General features: G+C 45.6%; 16 protein-coding genes and 1 pseudogene. 5 read left to right on the forward strand and 12 right to left on the reverse strand.

The window, feature by feature from the left end:
* Positions 1-127: 127 nt before the first annotated feature.
* The 3 genes from QUB06_RS07220 to QUB06_RS07230 form a co-directional block, all read right to left on the reverse strand.
* Positions 128-2,257: a caspase family protein gene (locus QUB06_RS07220; RefSeq protein ID WP_333434713.1), complete on the reverse strand. Its 2,130-nt coding sequence runs from the start codon at positions 2,255-2,257 to the stop codon at positions 128-130.
* Between the two features lie 151 nt (positions 2,258-2,408).
* Positions 2,409-3,311, reverse strand: a complete 903-nt coding sequence (locus QUB06_RS07225; RefSeq protein WP_333434714.1) for a peptidoglycan-binding protein — start codon at positions 3,309-3,311, stop codon at positions 2,409-2,411.
* 41 nt (positions 3,312-3,352) lie between these two features.
* Positions 3,353-4,252 (reverse strand): glycoside hydrolase family protein, encoded by a 900-nt coding sequence (locus QUB06_RS07230; protein WP_333434715.1) that lies wholly within the window; start codon positions 4,250-4,252, stop codon positions 3,353-3,355.
* A gap of 717 nt (positions 4,253-4,969) precedes the next feature.
* Between QUB06_RS07230 and QUB06_RS07235 the strand changes: the two are divergent.
* Positions 4,970-5,195, forward strand: a pseudogene (locus QUB06_RS07235) (IS1 family transposase); the annotation flags it as partial.
* A gap of 296 nt (positions 5,196-5,491) precedes the next feature.
* Here the strand turns inward: QUB06_RS07235 and QUB06_RS07240 are convergent.
* From QUB06_RS07240 to QUB06_RS07250, 3 genes are all read right to left on the reverse strand, one after another.
* Positions 5,492-6,769 carry a bifunctional sterol desaturase/short chain dehydrogenase gene (locus QUB06_RS07240; RefSeq protein WP_333434716.1) on the reverse strand — a complete coding sequence of 426 codons (1,278 nt, stop codon included), beginning with the start codon at positions 6,767-6,769 and terminating at the stop codon, positions 5,492-5,494.
* 73 nt (positions 6,770-6,842) lie between these two features.
* Positions 6,843-7,469, reverse strand: a complete 627-nt coding sequence (locus tag QUB06_RS07245) for a restriction endonuclease subunit R (RefSeq protein WP_333434754.1) — start codon at positions 7,467-7,469, stop codon at positions 6,843-6,845.
* Between the two features lie 120 nt (positions 7,470-7,589).
* Positions 7,590-8,147, reverse strand: coding sequence for a polysaccharide deacetylase family protein (locus tag QUB06_RS07250; protein ID WP_333434717.1), 558 nt, complete (start codon positions 8,145-8,147; stop codon positions 7,590-7,592).
* Between the two features lie 286 nt (positions 8,148-8,433).
* On the opposite strand from QUB06_RS07250, the gene QUB06_RS07255 reads away from it, so the two are divergent.
* Positions 8,434-9,576, forward strand: coding sequence for a transposase (locus QUB06_RS07255; protein ID WP_333434718.1), 1,143 nt, complete (start codon positions 8,434-8,436; stop codon positions 9,574-9,576).
* Here QUB06_RS07255 and QUB06_RS07260 read toward each other — a convergent pair.
* Both QUB06_RS07260 and QUB06_RS07265 read right to left on the reverse strand, forming a co-directional pair.
* Positions 9,544-9,942 (reverse strand): hypothetical protein, encoded by a 399-nt coding sequence (locus tag QUB06_RS07260; protein ID WP_333434719.1) that lies wholly within the window; start codon positions 9,940-9,942, stop codon positions 9,544-9,546. The genes QUB06_RS07255 and QUB06_RS07260 overlap by 33 nt on opposite strands.
* A gap of 481 nt (positions 9,943-10,423) precedes the next feature.
* Positions 10,424-12,067, reverse strand: coding sequence for a family 10 glycosylhydrolase (locus tag QUB06_RS07265; protein WP_333434720.1), 1,644 nt, complete (start codon positions 12,065-12,067; stop codon positions 10,424-10,426).
* 11 nt (positions 12,068-12,078) lie between these two features.
* Here QUB06_RS07265 and QUB06_RS07270 point away from each other — a divergent pair, with 11 nt between their 5' ends.
* Positions 12,079-12,246, forward strand: a complete 168-nt coding sequence (locus QUB06_RS07270) for a hypothetical protein (RefSeq protein ID WP_333146110.1) — start codon at positions 12,079-12,081, stop codon at positions 12,244-12,246.
* A gap of 179 nt (positions 12,247-12,425) precedes the next feature.
* On the opposite strand, the gene psb27 is transcribed toward QUB06_RS07270, so the two are convergent.
* The 3 genes from psb27 to QUB06_RS07285 all read right to left on the reverse strand — a co-directional run bounded on the left by psb27 (position 12,426) and on the right by QUB06_RS07285 (position 17,739).
* Positions 12,426-12,824, reverse strand: a complete 399-nt coding sequence (psb27, locus tag QUB06_RS07275) for a photosystem II protein Psb27 (RefSeq protein ID WP_333158758.1) — start codon at positions 12,822-12,824, stop codon at positions 12,426-12,428.
* Positions 12,825-13,409: 585 nt separating this feature from the next.
* Entirely contained in the window at positions 13,410-14,663 is a 1,254-nt protein-coding gene (locus QUB06_RS07280) for a DNA replication/repair protein RecF (RefSeq protein WP_333434721.1), read from the reverse strand.
* A gap of 250 nt (positions 14,664-14,913) precedes the next feature.
* Positions 14,914-17,739, reverse strand: a complete 2,826-nt coding sequence (locus tag QUB06_RS07285) for a cation-transporting P-type ATPase (protein WP_333434722.1) — start codon at positions 17,737-17,739, stop codon at positions 14,914-14,916.
* Between the two features lie 99 nt (positions 17,740-17,838).
* Here QUB06_RS07285 and QUB06_RS07290 point away from each other — a divergent pair, with 99 nt between their 5' ends.
* A complete protein-coding gene (locus QUB06_RS07290; protein WP_333434723.1) occupies positions 17,839-18,030 on the forward strand; it encodes a hypothetical protein in 192 nt (63 codons plus the stop codon).
* 205 nt (positions 18,031-18,235) lie between these two features.
* On the opposite strand, the gene QUB06_RS07295 is transcribed toward QUB06_RS07290, so the two are convergent.
* Positions 18,236-18,475, reverse strand: a complete 240-nt coding sequence (locus QUB06_RS07295) for a hypothetical protein (protein WP_333434724.1) — start codon at positions 18,473-18,475, stop codon at positions 18,236-18,238.
* A gap of 286 nt (positions 18,476-18,761) precedes the next feature.
* Between QUB06_RS07295 and QUB06_RS07300 the strand changes: the two genes are divergently transcribed.
* A complete protein-coding gene (locus QUB06_RS07300; RefSeq protein WP_333146104.1) occupies positions 18,762-19,280 on the forward strand; it encodes a phycocyanin subunit beta in 519 nt (172 codons plus the stop codon).
* The last annotated feature ends 72 nt before the right edge of the window (positions 19,281-19,352 follow it).

The following is a 19,352-nucleotide window of genomic DNA, read 5'->3' on the forward strand; positions in this document are numbered from 1 at the left end:
CCTCCTCTGATAATTTGAGGGCTATTCCAGAACTCAACATAGAACTCATACCAAGAAGCAGTAATCTGTGGTCGGTGAGCGCAGTCGAACCGTTCTAATCTGGTGAATAGCCCAATTTACCAAACACCTATCGCGCTATTGTGATTTTAATCTCCTTCGTTGTCCATTCCTGACTCGGATCGAAAATCGCTGTTGCTTTAAAACTGGGAATTTCTGGTTGAGTATCAACATCAGCACCGATCGCAGCCAGAAGTTGTCCCAGCGGATTATCGCCGCGAGAGAGTTTCTCTGCCTTTTTCTCAATTTCTTCATCAAGTGAGGGCAACTCCAGCCAACGAAAATCATTCGGTCTGACAGTCGCAAAAACTTTCAAGGTTTCGGCTCCTTTGGAATATTTACCAGTATCCGGTAGCTTGATTTCAAGCGGAATTAACATTTCTTGATTGGGATTGAATGGATAAAAAATCGCCTCTGGTATTTGGAGTTGGAGGCGAGAAACCGCCCAGTTTGATTCGAGATCCAGCACAGCAACATTCAAAACTTGAGAGGAAGTATTCTTAATTCGCAAGAATGCGTACTCACCCGATTTAACAACTAGATTAGTCGGATCGGGAAACGGCTGCGGTTTTTTAGACATCCCTGGTCGCCAGTTTTGTTGTGTGAGTAATTCCACCTCTAATTTGCTCGTCAAATCAGAAAATTGATTGCTCAACTGTTGAATCGCCTGATATTTTACTAAGTGTACCAATCGCTTCACTACTTGTTGCGGAGCATCAGAGTCGTCAATCTTTAGTGCAGGTGTGAGGTTTTCGATCGGTGTACCAGTGCAAATCTCATACTCCCCTTTTTGATTAACCGCAACTTGATAATCTTCCTTTTGTTGTGCATCCGCCAGTTTCAACCACCCATTTCCTGCCAATGCTTCCTTAACTGCTGAGAGTGCATTATCTTGCTTGTCCGCAATTGCTTGAGGCAGTTCATTGTCTTTCTCACCAACCTCTTTTTTGAAAAGGCGTACTCCCCGTACCAAATCGACAGGGGCTGACAGCATCACTGCCTGAGAACCTTGGTCAATCTTGTCCTGACGTAGCACTTCAATTACATCTGCCCAGGCATCAGAAGCACCAACTTTGGCAATTTCAACGATCGCCAATTGCTTATTTTTCTGGGTAAAATCTGTCGTGCCAAACGCATAGATTGCGAAACGATAACCTGGACTCAGACCGTTTGCCATCCCCGCATTCAGCCGAACTTGCTTGACGACTTTCTTCGGTTCTGAGTCTGCCTCTGTTACCTCTGCCTCAATTACCTCAAGCACGTTGATGGCATATTGTAAAGATCCGCGCTCAACTCCGAAGACAAAGCGATCGCTCTCGCCCACCAACATTGGCATCTGAGGAAACTTGCTTTGAATTTTCGCACTGACGCGATCGTGCAATGTTTTGTACGTCAATCCTGAAGGGCTACTGGTTAACGTATCGATCATCCAGTACGTCAGCGCCCCATGTCGCTCCTTACCACTCACCGCATACTCGTAAGCATACTCGCTAGGACGACAGGCAGCTAGCAAAACGTAATCTCTAGGTTGAGGAAGCCACTGCCCGGGGGTAATACTTGCAGGACTTCCATCAGTCAAAGCCTGCCAGTTTGCGATCAACTCTTGTCGCTGGGCAACCAAGCTTTCAGAGTCTCGCGATGCTGTATCGGTTTCTCCAGCACCTCGAATTGCAACATCGTCGCCTCTAGTTGCTTCTCCAGAATGGCAGCTATCCAAGACAAGCGTGACAATCAACCCTTTGTCCGTCATCCGCTTCAACAGTGTAGCCAATTCCACATCCCGCAGGTAGCGCCCAGATTCGTTGCCAACATCTCTTGGCACAATTCCCTCATCGAGTTGGTCATCCCCCTTCAATTCTGGATAGATGGTTGTCGTCCGTCCTCCATGTCCAGAATAGTGAATGTAAACCTGCTCTCCCGGCTGAGCTATTTCTGTAATAGCATCAAACTTTGCCACAATGTTTGCATAAGTTGGTTCCGGGTCTTTGGTTGCGATCGTTTCAGCGACTTCAGGATTCGGAGAAGTCAGCTTGAAAATCCGTTCGGATGGAATCTTCAGTGTCTCGGACAGGTAGCTTGCTACAAGGTTAATGTCACGCACGGCTCCTTTAAGACTCTTGTACAACCGATTGGGTAGGTAGTAGTCAATACCTATTAATAAGGCGTAAAAATTCAGTGGTCGATCGGGTTGGTCAGCCATTTTTACCTCATCACTCCAGCATCCGTATTTAACTCAGAGAGTTGCAGATCGGCAGAGTTCTAGAGCCGTAAGTTATAGCTCTTCAGAAAACTCTGCCCATTCAGCAACCTATTCTTCAGCTCAAGATTTTGTTAACTCGATCGCGAACAGCTCAACCCAGTTGTTGGCGAGTGCTGGTTCCGACAATTCCGTCTGGCTTCAAACCCTTCTTCTGCTGAAATTCCTTGACGGCTTTATCTGTGGCTGGCCCAAATTCACCATCAGCCCCAACTACAATCCCAGCTTTCTTCAAGCTTTCCTGAAGCTTGAGTACATCCGAGCCTTCCATTCGCGGGATCGCCAAGCGCAACGTTCTGGGTTTGCCATCCCACGGCGCTTTAGAAAACCCTGGAGCAGGAGAACGATTAAGGGCATTCTCGGTTTGAGGGCCAAAACCGCCATCTTCGGTAATCTTTTGATTAGGATAATTCAGATTCCAAAGTTGCTGAAAAGCAAGTATTGATTGACTGCGAAGGTCGATCGTGCCGCCGCCTTGGTAGTCGAAGTGAGGCGGATCGCCTGGTAATGGATTCCAGCCATATTGCATCAAATAAGGTTCCCAGCCTCTTGCATCTTCAATGTCGATCGCTAATCCAGTTTGGTGGTTGCTGGCTCCCGGTGGAGCTACAGGATTAGGATTGTTGAAGCGATCGTTATACAGCAGCATTTGCTGAGCGATCGTGCGGTAGGCAGAGTTGACTTCCATTTTTTGACCTCGATCTTGAATCGCTCTCTGGAGTGCCTGTTTGGCTGGGGTTTGTACGTAGGGAAAGGCTGCCTCCAGCAAATCTACATTCAGGTCATCAAAACTGACAAAGGCATCGGGTACAATCAGTTGCAGTTGATAGATCAACTGCTGGGATAAGCCGTTTACCACAGCAGTCGAAGACATGGGCGCATCTTGGAGCAATCCGGGGAAACTGCCTTTAATTCCCAACCGATCCCGTTCGACAAATTCTTCACAGGCCTCGACAATTACAGGTTGATTAAAGAGAAGATCGCTTGAGTCAGTCATGGTTTTCTCCAATTTGTTTGAATTTGGTTACACAATCGATGTTATAGTCCCAATTCTTTTCGTGTTTGGGCACCTACAACACCATCCGCCGCTAGCCCTTTCTGCTGCTGAAACTGCCTCACTGCCTTGTCAGTATCATTGCCAAAGAATCCATCAGGTTCAAGATTGATTCCTGCTGCTTTCAAAGCTTTTTGTACTCGACGAACCTCCTCACCTTGCATCATGGGTTCGGTGAGTTTCAATGTGCGAGGTACTTCTGAGATTGTTTCCCCTGTTACTTCTTCGCCTGTTCCTTCATAGGTTAAGAATGACTGCCAGGGTTTTCCCAAAAACAGCGATCGTTCAGCCAATCGTCGGCGTGTCAGCCCTAGCCAGGGTTCACCATTTACCTTATTCCAGCGAGGAAACTGATTAGCACCTCCTTGATAATTTCCCTCGTTCAAAAGCCTCAGAAGAGTTGAATCTCCAAAACCTCCTGGCCCCACGTTGAAGCAGAAACAAACCAGTGCAGAAAACTGATTTTCATTAAGCTGAACTTCAACGGCATCCTCAACAAAGGATTCAAATTTTTCTAAATCTAGGCGCAGCAATTCTTCTGCTTGCGTTTGGCTAATCGTCAGTCCGGGAAAAACATCGTCGCCAGTGTGTCCGTAACCAATTGTCCAAACTCCACCGCCATCATCATAAGCAGTCAGCTCACATCCTTCAAACGTAGTCAAAAGCTTAAAGCCTTCTTCATTAAGATGCTTTGAACCTCTGCGTTCTACCACATCAGGCGGTTGTTCGTCTGGAGGATGAATGTTGTATGTTTTAGCTACGCTGAACTTTAAAGCATCGATTAATGCTTTTACTTGCCCATTTGTCTCCGTGACTTTAACGGCTAGGTCGTCTTTTATTTCGTACAAGCGACCATCGCCGAAGATTTCAAGTGATCTTGGCATTTTAGTTTTTCCTTTTGAAAAGGTAGATTCGATCGAAAGACGCATCCTGAAGATCCCGATCGCCAAACTTTTGCCTGCCTCGGACAACGTATGAAAAGAGGTGTTGCTGAATACAGGTATGAATTCAATATTTCGGCATTGCTATAAGCCCGCTTGAGGGTGAGTTTTGTAAGGCTCTCCTGAGTTTTAGCCCATAGTAAAAATAAAACTTCGCGTAGGAAAGGCCCGAAAGCCTGTGTAAGCCAGAGGCTCACACTACCGTTTCCACCAGCTATTGAGAACAGCCAATTTATTCGTCTACTATAGAGTTGGTGACGATAATCTTGATGCTTTCTGGCTTCTTGATTAAGTGCGATGGGATAAAAACATCATACTATAGATAGATGACACAGCAATCAGTCTTTATACTCAGGGCTTGGTGAATCAGTTGGAAAAGTAAACACGGTATGGGTTCACGGGGTGACAACCCCGTCAAATTCCGGATCTTCCCAAAAATCGGTGTAGCAGATGGCACACTGGCGGTAAACTGCGAGTAAGGATTGCTAAAGCCCCGACTCTGGTGAGTTTTAGCGGATAATAAAAATAAAACTTCTCGTGGGAAAGATCCGAAAGCCTGCGTGAGCCAGAGGCTAACACTACCGTTTTCACCAGAAATCCTGAAAAGCCTTTTGTAACATCAAGCGAAAAGTTGATTCATACCGTGAATCAGCAACGCCTAAAACCTATATGACCCAAGTTGAGGGTGAGAATACAAGATTAAGGCACCCGGATAGCTCGTTTGAAACGAAAAACTCTTTGTTATTCTAAATCTGAACAAATGTTAAGGTCTTCAATCCGATTATTAATTCACTATCTAAAATTTGGAGATATTCCTCTTCCTGCTCAAAATCAAAAAAATCATTTTTGTTGTCGGCGATCGCCTTTTAGCTTCATCATACCCTGATTCACCAACGCCCTATTGCGGATAGAAGTAACTCAGGAGAGACAGTAGCTAGTAAAAATACTTAATAATTTGTATCAGTAAGCATAACCCTGTTGGGAATGGGGCCCGAAACAGCTCTCGATTCCAGTCCCCCCCAACCGTTTTGGCCCAATGAGTTAGAAGAGTAGGTTTGCGACTGTGGGAGTGCGGGCGTCAGCTTACTCGTGACGATGCGAGAAACGCTTTAGTTTTGTGGAATTTAGCAGGAGGGCGGACAGTCACAGCCGCCGCCCCTGCGGAAACCCGGTTTTGGTTGATTAATTAATCTTAGATTCAACGCTAGATTTTTCCGAGGCCGCCGCTGCTTTAATCTCTGGAATAGCCTTTCGGCTGAAGATTTGGAAATAGAGAGAAACAAAGAATTCTTTAACTGGGAAAACGATAAAAGTCAAAGGATTAATTGTCACGATGATATTGCGCGCATCGGCTTTAGCTTGTTTGACAATTTGCTGCGCTACCCAGTCAGGAGACAGGATGCCGATCGGGTTTAAATTGCTTTTAAACGGCCCTAAAATCAGTTTGCGAACGATGCAGGGCGCGTCCAGCCGGCGCAGGGTGACTAAATCTCCCAGGGCGCGTTTGCTGAGTTCGTACAGGGGACTGACAGCGGGAATTACTTCTGCTTCGGAAGTGTTGATCCAGACTTCTTTGCAAGCGATGTTTTCGTTAGTGCGAACTGTTAAGAAAAAGAGTTCCATCAGCCGCCACGCGGAAAAAGTGTTAATTTCGTATGAGTTGGCGATCGCCTCTCCTGTTCTTTCTCGCTGTACGTTAATCCCGTGATTGATGACGAGAATATCGATTTTTTCTAACAATAGGGCTAAGTCTGCCTCTTGGCCAGCTTGCCAAGTTACGGTTTTTATAGGTAAACTTTCGCCGTCTAAATTCAAAGTAATTTCCTCATTTCCAGAGGAGAGGGCGATCACTTTTGCACCAGCTTTGTGCAGGTGTTTGAGTAGCAAACGCCCTAAAGTTCCCGATGCACCGGTGACGGCTACAGTTTTGCCTTTGAGAGAAAGTGCTGTACCCATAAGTTTATCTATTAAGGTGAAAGTACCGCAATAGTAAGCATTTTGATTGTCGAAGTGATGCCGCCAGTGATAAGGTTTATTAACTAACCACTTGCCAGGGGGAGTCAGGAAGTCTCCCGGTTGGTGGGTGATGTCGGTTAATTCGTCTGCGCCTTTGATGCCGCACCCGCGGGCGATCGCGCTCAACAAAAAGCCTAAAGTATAAATACAACCCGCTGCTGCACCCCAGTGGTATTCCGGCAGCCCAAAATAAGCTACAAGCCACAGCAACAAGCCTAAAACCATCATCGCCGCACCTTCGGGCACGTCGTGACGCCAGTGTGCTTGCTTGTAAATAGTCTCGCTGACAGGGGTCAAATTCGGGCGGAAAACGCGGTGATGCCAAGTGTGCAGCTTTTGCAGGGGTGCCCAATAATGGGACACGACGTGATAAAAGTCTCGTATTATTTCTGCCCAGCAGACAGAACCTATTGCCACAGCGCCGACTATCCAGTAATTTACCATGCTCGCACCAGTTTGAAATTTGAGATATTAGATATTGTCTGCTTTGAAAGATAACTCAAAATGGCTTTTATTGCTAGTCTGAAAGTTTACTCAGGCGTTTTAAAATCTGCAAAACTCGGTACAATTCATTGCCGGGATTGCGGATTACAAATTCGGGAGATAAGGCATACTGGGGAGTTTCCCCTCTGACTAACTTGACAAAAGAGAAGTTAGCACCTGTGGAAATCATCCCAAAAGTAGGAGTTTCTGGATCGGGCTCGGCGAGCATATATGTCAGGAGTTGGGCAAGTGCTTCGTCAGTTGAAAAGGAAAGTTGTTTGGATTCAATTACTGTCACCCACAAGTTTGCTTTCATAATTAGGATATCTATTCTGCCTTCGATGATTTTGCCTTCGTCTTCCTCTTGAATGGTGATCGACTTTTCGGCTTTGACTTGAAAAGGAGACTCATACAGACCCGCAATAAACAAAATGGGGCTGATGATTGTTAGCTTGACTGCATTTTCCAATACAGGCGGGTTGTCTACCAAGTTGAAGTATATGTCTTGGACGCGATCGAGCAATTGTTTTTCTGAGTCTGTTACTTCGGGTAAGTTTTCTTGCCATTCTCGGAAAAATTCGCTGTTGCGAACTCGCTGCAAGCCGAAGTTATCGATTAGATAGCGGAGGTTTATATTTCTTGCTTGTACTTTTTGTATTATGATTAAGCAAGGCTTTTATTGTTATTAATAAGTTTAGCATAATTTGAAATTATAACCGTAGATTAACGCAAATGAACTCAGATGAAATTCCCAGTAAGTTAATTTTGGTGAGATGTCTGTTTATGGAGATTTTTGATCGGTAATTCGCTGTTTTTGTCCAGCTTGCATTTGCAGCAATTGCGGTACGGTGACAAAACGATATCCCTGCTGTTTGAGTTGGGGAATAATTGCAGATAGCGCCTCGACTGTTTGCTGGCGATTTCCGCCGCCGTCGTGCAACAATACGATCGCCCCCGATGTCGCTTGGGATAGCACGCTACGGGCGATCGCAGCGGCCGGAGGTTGCAGAAAGTCTTTAGGGTCGATCGACCACATCACCACTACATAATTTTTCTTTTTAGCGTAATCTGCCAAACCGTTATTTAAGCGGCCGCCGGGGGGGCGAAACAAGAAACTTTTTGCCCCAGTCGATCGATAAATATGAACGCCAGTATTATCTATTTCATCCGATGCTGTTTTTTCCGTAACATTGTGAGAATAGTGATGCCAAGTATGGTTGCCGATCGCATTTCCCGCTTGCACAACTCTTTTCGCAATTTCTGGATACTCCCGCAAATTTGCACCCAAACAGAAAAATGTAGCTACTGCGTTATGTTTGTGCAAAACTTCTAATATCAATACTCCGGACAGTTTTTAAATAGGGATGCTTACGCAATAAAGCACAGAAGCGAAAAAACTGAGTGCTATCTGAACCCAAAATAAACAAAAAAAAAGGCACTCTTTTAGGTTAAGCTATAAAAACACACAAGCTCAACAGATTGCCTTATGAAGATTATTGAATCCATCTTACAACAAATGCCAGGGATTAGTCAACCCCAAAAGAAGTTTTTAATCACTTTATTCTCAACTATTTTGCTGGTCCTTTGGTTTGGTCAACTTCACGAATCTCAGTCGTTATAGTTATTTGAGCGAAAAAACCTACCGTCGTCACTTTCTCAAAAGCTTTAATTTTCCACAATTTAATCAATATTTCCTCGAATCTGCCTTAAATCCTGAACACACAGTCATTGCCGTTATCGATTGTTCTTTTTTAAGAAAAAGTGGCAAAAAAACTGACGGTAAGGGTTATTTTTATAATGGTGTAGCGGGGAAATCGGAACAGGGGTTGGAAATTTCTGTAATTTCTATTGTCGAAATTGAGAGTCGTTTATCTTATAGCTTGAGCGTACAACAAACTCCATCACGCCCTCAAATAAAGAAGGTGAAAAAACTGCCACAAAAACCGAAGAATAGCGGGTCAAAAAAATCTCGCAAAAAACAGGAGTCTCAAAGCTCAACGCCTGACATCACAAGAGTTGATGACTATGCACAACATCTAAAGAATACTCGTTATTTCTTCCCAAATTCTGTACGTTATTTGGTCGCTGATGGCTATTACTACCGCTCTAAATTCTGGGATGCTGTGCGGGAGTTAAATTTAGACTTTATTGGCAAGTTAAGAGTTGATGCTAACCTACGCTATCTTTATACAGGTGAACAAAAGAAACTGGGAGCTCCACGTAAATATGATGGTAAGGTTGACTGCCATGATTTGAGCCGTCTTAATTTTGTTAAAGACCTAAAACCGGGAGTTTCATTATATACATTGGTGGTGTGGAGTTGTTGTTTAAATTGCCAAATTAGGTTGGCTTGTATCTCTGAGGTTCAAGCCAACGGAGAAATTAAAAATGCTTTATTATTTAGCACTGATATTCACTTACTGCCTGAGCAAATTGTTGAATATTATCAGGCTCGTTTCCAGATTGAATTTATTTTTCGTGATGCCAAGCAATTTACGGGATTGTCTGATTGTCAAGCTCGTCATTTACCACGGCTTGATTTTCACTTTAATGCCAGTCTAATTGCCTTAAACTTAGCCAAACATGAACTTTCTAGTTGTCATTCATCTGCCAAGTCGTTTGTCTTTTCAATGGCTTCTTATAAACGCCTAGAATTCAATAAGCATCTACTTTCTACCTTTATTGATAAGTTAGATTTAGACCCGGATTTGATTTTAAATCATCCAAATCTTCCTTCAGTCTTGTCTTATGGTACTCTGGCTGCCTAAAAACTGTCCGGAGTATTGTAATATTTTCAAAGTTTCAGGCGAAGGGCCATCGTCAAATGTCAGGGCGATAACTTTTGATTTGTTAATACTGGCTTTATAAACAATTTGGCTGCGAAATTGCGCGGGCGGTGCGAAGACTAAAGGTTGTTCGGGAGGTTTGGGAGAGGGAGTTACCGAGGGAGAAGGGGGTGTTTTTAGTTTTCGGGGTTTCAGCAGGTTTGGCGGGGGATTTTCAACGGGTGCGATCGGTATTAGCGGATTTGAATTGGCGGTTTTTCTGTTTTCCCACAACAGGGCAGTTGTGAGGCTCAATCCGATAAGTAGAACGGTTTTAATTACCGATTTTTTATTGCGTTTGCGACTCATCAGGTATAGGATTTATGTAAGGATTCAGGTCACTGAACTCCTTGCTGGGCAAAGACTTTAGATATGGAGCTTGATACTAAATCAATCTCTATCCTCAATAAACCACGAAAAACTGTCACTTCTCCTCGTTTATTGACAATTAACCACGAAAGACAAAAACCCTTATTTTGCCCTAAAACCCTTGCCAGACAAGCGTTGGAGCCGCAAGTTTTTAGACCTGAATCCTTACGGATTTATTTTGAACAATCTCATTATGCCTGGTTCTGCTAGCTTAAAAGTTGGGTAAATTATTTTTTTGGCAAAAGGTCGATCGCACTCAAGCAAGACTTAGGCAAAAACCGGGTTTTTTTAGGCAAATCAATCGTGGTTCGCCGCCGATTCCGATAGAAAAACCCGGTTTATCGATCAAAAATCTACCCTTTCATGCTCTTGCGGCGACCATAAAACTAGATGATGACACCCTGTGCGTCCAGAAATGTATCTACAATCTGCAAGTTTGCCGCGCCCTTTCATCCTCCGGTTCTTGCCACCCAAAAGCAAAATGACTCACAGCATTAATTTGCGGCGTCGCCGAACGAATTGCTCGCATTTGAATCTCCAAAGACGGCCGATTTTTAAGAGGTTTTCCCCAATCTCCAGCAATGGCAGGAATGATTTTTGCTCCCGCCGGCGCTAAACTCACTGTCCGCTGCACCTGCGGCACAATGCAGCTTACATCCCCGCAATTTCCGTAAGACATGGCGTGGAATTCCACAGCAGCCGGAAAGGTGTCCCACGGCTGCAATCTCGAATCATATCCCCCTTGATTTATCGCTTGATTTGCAGTGGGAAAAAACACCGCTCCTACAGGAATTCCCATCCTTTGAGCTGGTTGAATTGCTATTCCAAAAAAATCTAAAATCCCTTGTACTGCGTGAGCAACGCTCAGTTTCCACAGGTCTTTTTGCAGAGTGCCGGTATCGGGAAGTCGCGGTGTCGGTTTTGGTGTGGGAGTTGCAGGGTTGGGCTTGTTAGTGGCGGAAGTTGTTGAGGCTGATCTTAATGCGGCATTCTCTCTTCTAGAAGGTGGAGTTGCTACTGATATCGGCTGCGGAATTCGGCCCTGCCAAAGAGGTTCTCGCTCAGTTGGATACTGTTTGACTACTGCTTGAACGTCATTAGTATTGATAAATCCTTTAGTCAAATACCGCTGAATTAAATCTCGGCCTTGCTGATTGCTAGCCCGCTGCAAAAGAACTTGCTGCGATGCTGGGCCGTAAATCCACAAGTCTTGAACTTTGGTAGCAACTGAAGCGGGCCCGATGCCCCTTAGATAGCGAATGTAGTCGAATAACATTCCTTGCGGCTTGCGCTTAAGTATTTGATTTACTAACAAAGTATAGTCTTGCCGTGCTTGTGGGTTGTACGGATCGATAAAGGCTTGATTGCCCGGAACTTCTCCGAAGTCCTCGTTAATTGCTGCCTCTTCGCTTACTGTTAAACTTGTCTGATTTTTACCGTTGATAGCGAGGGTTTGCTGTCTGTCTGGACGCTGAGAATAGCTATAGCCAAAGTTCATGGTAAATAACCAGGCGTATACTTTTAAACCTCGCTGTTTGCCTTTGGCGATCGCCTTTTCTAACAAATCGTATTTCTCGTAACCGCGATTTCTCACAACAGAAGGCCAAGCCGTTGGATTGTCTGCAACTGGGAGCAGCACTTGACCATCGTAAAATGTTTCTATATAGACTTGGTTGTAGCCTTTATTCACAACTTTGTCTAATACTCGATCGAGTTCTCCGGGTCTGACATCGCAGGGATACAAACGCAGCCAAACTGCTTGGGTTTCGGGCCAAGTTTTTTTGCGGCATTCTGCTATTTCCCGCGCGTGTTTGTTCAAAACAGCAAAATATGCTTGCTGAGATTCCCGTTTTCCCGACAGCGCGGCGCGACGCAAGTCTTCTTTTTGATTGACTTGTTCTGGGGATAATTGGCAATAGGCTGATGTTTGGGCCAAAGCTGGTTGATTTCCGATAAACTGCCACACAAGCTGGCTGATGAAGCTACTGGTTAAAACAGCAGTTACCGCACTTAAAAAGCGTCGCTGGTGTTGAAAATTCGCGATGCGAGTTGGTGCAATTTTCATGGGAGAGTTGGATGGGGTTTTCTGGTTTAAATTGGGTGGCATCGCAAAAATGCGATCGCGCTCAACAAGCAGCTACAAATTTTCTACTTTTTTCGGTTGACTTAGTTATGGCACAAGTCGATCGCACAATGCAAATTCTATCTGGCGGCTATTTAAATTCCATAAGGGCGATCGGGTAAGACAAGACTCCGCGATTAAAAGGTTTTGCAGTATTTTTTCCCTAAATGCTGCATAAAAAAGCGCCTGAATACAGTGGGCGCTAAAAGCAGGTGATATTTCTACTAAAAATTGTTAACACTCAAATATCAAGGATGAAAGATCAATTATTAAAATTTATCCTCGATCCTAAATTTTGAGATTAAGCTCCTCTGTTAAGAGCAGCTTCAATCTGCTGAAATTCTGACTCAAGACGCTTTTTCAATTTTTCAGGAACCGGACGGTTTGGATAGGAACTGTAATGTCCTGCCAAAGAGTTTAATGCCGTCCGCATTGTCGTGAAAGAGGCCAGCTTGGTAAGAGCGGGATCGCGGCGGTATTCAGCAAAAAAATCGTTGATACTTGTGCGAGCCTTGGCTTGAGCGGCTGCTTTTTCCGGCGTGCCCTCTGGCAAAGTGAGCGCTGTTCTCAAGCTCTTAACTAATGCTAATGTGTCTTGACCATAATCTCCACTCAGAGTGGCCGGAACATTGGTACAGCCCGCTATGCCGATGACAACAACTAATACCAGGGCTAACAGACGGGAAATGTAATGCTTCATAAAAAATTCGGTAAGTGGGAAACTCAGTCACGAAGAGTGCTGAGAGGGAAACGACTCGGCGGTTGAAACCGGCGTGAATCTTTCCATTACCGCCTTGGGATTGCTAGATTCGGTGTACTTTTGTAGTGTACTTTCGATGGGACAATTACCATCTCAAACTTCGCAACCCTGTACGCATAATGTTCGCTCTTTTATGAGCCTCCCTTTCGGGGTAATGTTAGCTTCGACAAAGTTAACGGCCGGTACTATATCTAGGACACTGATTTAACCCAATAAGTCTGTTTAATCCTAAATTTCTAGAGCAAGGAACTAGCTTCGCATCCCTTGGTAGGTCTTTAAACTCTTACCGTTAACGTAGTACGCGAGGTACTTAGTCTGGTCAACTGTGGTTTAAGTCTTAGGCTAGAAGCCCAGTGTCTTTAGACCTGGGTCGTTGACAAGGGTTAGAAAAATGGAAGCGAAAGCTGCAATCAAAATTAACCTTTATCCTATCTCGAATTGAGGTAATAATGCCACTTTCTACCTTTTTTTGTTCTCATACCATGAAACAGAAAATTTGTCAATCTAAAATCTAAAATCTAAAATCTAAAATCGATTGATTTGTCCAGCAACGACGGAGAGAATTTGGGTTTGTCGCAGCCACTGAGCATCAAAAGCCCCTAGGTGAGTTGTAGTAATCAGAGTTTGAAATCGTTCTTGAATTGTTTCTAAAAGCTGATTTTGGCGGCTCAGATCGAGTTCTGCAAGTACGTCGTCGAGCAACAGTAAAGGCGCTTCACCGACGACTTCTTCAATAAGCTGCAATTCGGCTAATTTTAATGCTAATACCAGAGTTCGCTGCTGACCTTGAGATGCGTATTGACGAGCTGGCGTATTGTTAATTGTAAATGTAATGTCGTCGCGGTGGGGGCCGACTAAAGTGGTTCCTTGAAACTGTTCTGCGATCGCCCTTTTTTGAATTTTCTCTAAAAATGCTTGCCGCACTCCTTCGAGATTGTCTTTAGCGATAAATTCTGAACTTACTTCAATATTAGCATCGTATTTTACATCTAAAACTTCTGCTGAACCGCTAATGGAACGGTGCCAATTTCGAGCTAAAGGCATCAAACGCTCCAAAATTCGATCGCGCCTGCGGATGACGCGAGCGCCCGCTGTAGCCAACTGCGCGTCCCACAAAGCTAATTCTGAACTGGGAATTGGGAATTGGGAACTGGGAATTGGGAATGGGGAATTGGGAATGGGGAAGTCTTCTGTATTTTCCGGTTCGGGACTTTCGGGTGCAATAAATCGCATTTTGTCAAAACTGTCGGAAAATTCCGCTTTCCTGATTTCTTTAGAACGTTTCAACAGAGCGTTTCGCTGGCGCAAAATTTGATTGTACTGCTGCAAAATGTGAGCGTAAATCGGTTCTAATTGGATGACTAGGCGATCGATCCAATTGCGCCTTCCTTCGGGCCCGCCGCGCACTAAGTCCAAATCCAAACAAGAAAATTGCACTACATTTAAGACGCTCAAAAAGTCTAAATGGCGGCGCAGCGGTTCACCGTTGAGCTTCAGTGTCCGACGCGCCCCAGAGCGAAGAGTTAAAGCTAAGTCGATGGCTCCGGTTTGACGTTCGAGTGTAGCATCAATTTGCCCGATCGGCTTTGAGTCGAGTATTAAATCGCGATCGCGCCCTACCCTGTGGCTTTTTAATGTAGAAAGCAACTCTACCGCTTCTAACAAGTTAGATTTTCCTTGAGCGTTATTTCCTACTAAAATGGTTTTGGGAGCGTCAAACGCTACCTTTTGATCGAAGTAGTTCCGAAACTGCCGTAGGTGCAGCGTTTTTAAATACATAATATAATGACTGTTGACTGTTGACTGTTGACTGTTGACGTGGGTTATTGATAATCACCCTGCCAGAAAAATCTTTATTTTTCTTTGTATTTTTAAAACATAGTTTTTTCAGTCCTCATAGCGAGGACTTTTGCTTTGAGGCAGGGGTTAAAAACCCCTGCGGGATATCTTGCGGATGTTGAGAAGATCGCGGAATGAGAGCCATCTAACGAATAATGAAACATCGCTCACTATTCGTCAGCCGTTAACACTATTTCCTAGATTTGTTGTAAAAGCGCACAAACAGTTTTTCCATTTCAATCCAGACAAACATCAGAGCGCTGAAACCGAAGCAAACTAGCAACTCAAACCCCGTTAAATAATGAGTGCCGAAAAAGGCTCTCAGTGGCGGAACGTAAATCAGCATTAATTGCAGCATAGTAGTCACAATTACAGCCCCCCACACAAAAACATTAGTGAAGGGATTTAACTCGATAGTTAGCTGAGTGTTAGACCGAATTGCGATCGCGTGACCCATTTGCGCCAAACAAAGAGTTGTAAACACCATTGTTTTCCAAGCTTCGGGATCTCCAACATGGTTAGGGTTGGTGGTATATCCGTAAGCCCAGGACATCATCGCGATCGTCAAAATTGCAAAAATAATCCCGACCCGAATCATGTAAGAACCCAAACCCCGCGCAAAAATACTTTCTCGCGGACTGAAAGGAGGCCTTTTCATCACGTTCGGTTCCCCCGGTTCCACGGCCAAAGCCAAAGCGGGAACGCCGTCTGTTACTAAGTTCATCCACAAAATTTGCAGCGGCGTCAGCGGCACTCCTCCCAAACCCATTAAAGGTGCGGCCGCAATTGTCAAAACTTCGCCGATGTTGCTGCCCAAAATGTACTTAATAAAGCGGCGAATATTGCTATAAACCACTCGCCCTTCTTCAGCGGCGGCGACAATAGTTGCGAAGTTGTCGTCGAGGAGCACCATATCGCTAGCTTCTTTGCTGACATCGGTGCCGGTAATCCCCATTGCGATGCCGATATCGGCTTGTTTCAAGGCTGGGGCGTCGTTAACGCCGTCGCCGGTCATTGCGACAAATTTGCCCCAACTTTGCAAAGCTTGGACAATCCGCAATTTGTGTTCGGGGGAAACGCGGGCGTAAACGCTAACCTGTTCGACTTGCTGTTTGAGTTCTTCTTGGCTGAGCTTTTCTAATTCTTGACCGGTGAGAACTCGATCGCCCTCTGTTGCAATACCTAAATCGTAGGCGATGGCTTTTGCTGTCAACTGGTGGTCTCCTGTAATCATCACCACCCGAATGCCTGCATCGCGGCACTTCCTCACTGCTTCCCGCACTTCCGGGCGCGGGGCATCCAGCATACTGACGAGTCCCAGCCAAATCATGTCTTGTTCGCTGGTTTCCTCAGAACCTTCGGGCGGCAGGTTTTCCCAGAGTTTGTACGCAAACCCGAGGACTCGCAAACCGCCGCTTGCCATGTTGTTGTTTTCGGCGAGGATGCGATCGCGCATTTCCTGGGTTAAAGGTTGTACTCGATCGCCGACTATAATGCCTTTGCAGCGCTCCAAAGTCAACTCTGGAGAGCCTTTGGTCAGCATCAAATAATTCGACTGCTGTCCTTCTGCTGCGGGAAATCCCGAATGTCCCGATCGGCCGGGTACTTCACAAATCACGCTCATCCGCTTGCGTTCGGAAGAAAAAGGAAATTCCGCCGTCCGTGGCAGCAATTGAGACTGTTTTTCCTTATAAATGCCTGCTTTTCCGGCTACACAAAGCAGAGCTCCTTCTGTGGGGTCGCCTAAAATCTGCCATTCTTGTTTTTCTTGTTGCAATACTGCGTCGTTGCAAACTGCACAGGCAATTAATAAAGATTCGAGTTCTGGATATTCCTCTAAATTATTAATTTTGGCCGATGTCAGGCGATCGGTAAAATCTCCGATCGGGGCATAGCCGTCGCCTGCTACGGCGACTGTGCAGTCGCCCGTCGAGACTAGCTGAACTACCATTTTATTTTGAGTCAGGGTACCTGTTTTGTCAGAACAAATGGTAGTAACTGATCCCAAAGTTTCTACTGCAGGCAGTTTGCGAATCAGGGCGTTTCGCTTCACCATCCGCCTAGTTCCGAGTGCCAGAGTGACTGTCACGACTGCTGCGAGTCCTTCGGGAACCACAGCCACAGCCATGCTCAGAGAAACTTCTAACAACTCTTCAAACCTGCTGGTATCGAACCCGATGCCGCCGTTTTGGAAGGTAATCATGCCGCCGATGACGACTATTGCGACTAAGGCTAGGGCACCGGAGACTAGAACATTTCCCAACTGGCTCATCCGCTGTTGCAGGGGAGTCGGTTCGGTTTCTACTGACTGAAGCATGGTGGCAATTTTGCCCAGTTCAGTTTTCATTCCGGTGTTGGTGACAATCGCCTTTGCTCGTCCCTGAACCACTTCTGTGCCCTGAAAAATCAGGTTGAGTCGATCGCCCAAGGAAGCATCTTCGGGAAGTTCTAGATCGGCTTGCTTGGTTACTGCTAGGGCTTCCCCTGTCAAAGCAGATTCTCTGACTTGCAGATTTGATGTTTCGATCAAGCGTGCGTCTGCTGCTATTTTTACCCCAGCCTCTAACAGCATCACGTCTCCGGGTACGAGTTCCTTGGCTGCTATTTCTGAAGTTTTGCCGTCCCGCACGACTCTGACTAGGGGGGAAGCGAGGTTTTTGAGGGCTGCGAGGGCTTTTTCAGCACTTTGCTCTTGGAAATAGCCGAGAATGCCGTTGAGTATGACGATCGCAAAAATGGCGATCGCATCTTTGGGAAAAGTATTCGACCGAAAGTCCAAAAAACCCGAAATCACGGCCACACCCATCAGCATCAACAACATAATGTTGGTGAACTGATCGACAAAAATCGACCACGGACTGCGGCCTCCTGTTTCTTCTAGTTCGTTGGGGCCGTATTGCTGCAAGCGTTCTGACACCTGTTGGCTGCTCAAGCCAGCGTCTTTGTTGCTGCTTAGCTGCTGGAGAGTTTGGTCAATTGCTACGGTGTGCCAAGAAGAGGGAGAATTTGAAGACATAAATTACGATCAATCGTGGGGCATAAAGGTGGTTGTGGCCGGACAGCTACAGCCGATCCATCTGGCTGATTACAGTGAGAGACTTTTAAGTTTTGAGTTTTGAATAAAAAACTGTTTAACTTGGGACTGGTTTTGGGCGGTTCGATGCCGGGGAAGCAAAAAGCTTTTAACTTCACTGCGTCTGGCGGCTCGATCGCGCCCTTTGTACGCCTACGGCTGATAGCACCTATCCACCTTACCAAAAATAATGGGTTTAAAGCCCTCCCCAGACCAAGCATCCCCGCGTTATGAAATACCGGGCCCGGTCTTTCAACTTCCAAAGGCTGAGTTTGGTCGCTAAATGCTGATAGTTCCGGTAAAAGCTGAGGCTGTGGCGAGGGGGCTCACAATCTTGGGGATTTTTCCCACACCGAATTTTGCAGGCCTCCTGACATTGGGCATAATTTTTGGTTTTTTCCCTATTCCCCAGCCTTCTTTTACGAAAACTTTAATTTACTTAATACTTCTTAACAATTCCGATTTTCCAGAGAAAGCCAACAAAGGCGATCGGGTCACGGGACGGTTCGGGGGGGTTCCACCCCCACAGCAGGGCGATAGAAGCAAACTCTTCGTTTAGAAGTACCCTCGCGCATCTACCGTCGGAATGAGATTTGCCCGTACTTGCCCCCCAAATATTTACCTTCTTAGAGAGATAAGTTTCTGTAATAATTTGTAATAAACAAACGCAGGCGAGCATTGTATAAAGATTATCAGAGGGTTGAAACGACAGGCCAAAGTTAACAAAAACCCTGATTGACAAGGTTTGTCGCATCTCATAAAAGGTGTAAAATTTTCTAAGGTTTCTTAAACCTCCGTTGCAATGTAACAATAGTGCAGGTAGCGGAAAGGGAGAGATCGATGGGACCAGCAGATTAGCTGGCATCAAATTTCAACCCTTGCAGGCACTCGTAGCCTGAACAAATTTAACTTAACGGTTTTATACCGCAACCAAACTCAATTAACTCAAATAGGAGAGTTCTTTCATGTTTGACGCATTTACAAAAGTGGTTTCCCAATCAGACGCTCGCGGCGAATTTCTAGCTCCGGGTCAACTAGATGCTCTCAGCAGCATGGTTTCCGACGCTAACAAGCGGATTGATGCAGTAAACCGCATCACCGGCAACGCATCCAGCATCGTAGCCAATGCAGCTCGCACCCTGTTCGCCGAACAGCCTCAACTGATCGCTCCTGGTGGCAATGCGTACACCAACCGCCGCATGGCAGCTTGCTTGCGCGATATGGAAATCATTTTGCGCTACGTCACCTATGCAACATTTGCAGGCGACGCCAGCGTTTTGGACGACCGCTGCTTGAACGGTCTGCGTGAAACATACCAAGCTCTGGGAGTTCCCGGTGGCTCAGTTGCAGCCGGCGTGCAAAAAATGAAAGAAGCAGCGATCGCGATCGCTAACGACCCCAACGGCGTTACCCGTGGTGATTGCAGCTCGCTGATGTCTGAAATCGGCAGCTACTTCGACCGCGCAGCCAGTGCAGTCGGCTAAAAATAGCCAAGCGAACATTTCTTGTAAAGAAGCGAGCATCGCATTTTTGCAAACAATCATTTTTGTACAAAA

It is taken from the genome of Microcoleus sp. D2_18a_D3 (assembly GCF_036702455.1).
GTDB lineage: Bacteria > Cyanobacteriota > Cyanobacteriia > Cyanobacteriales > Microcoleaceae > Microcoleus.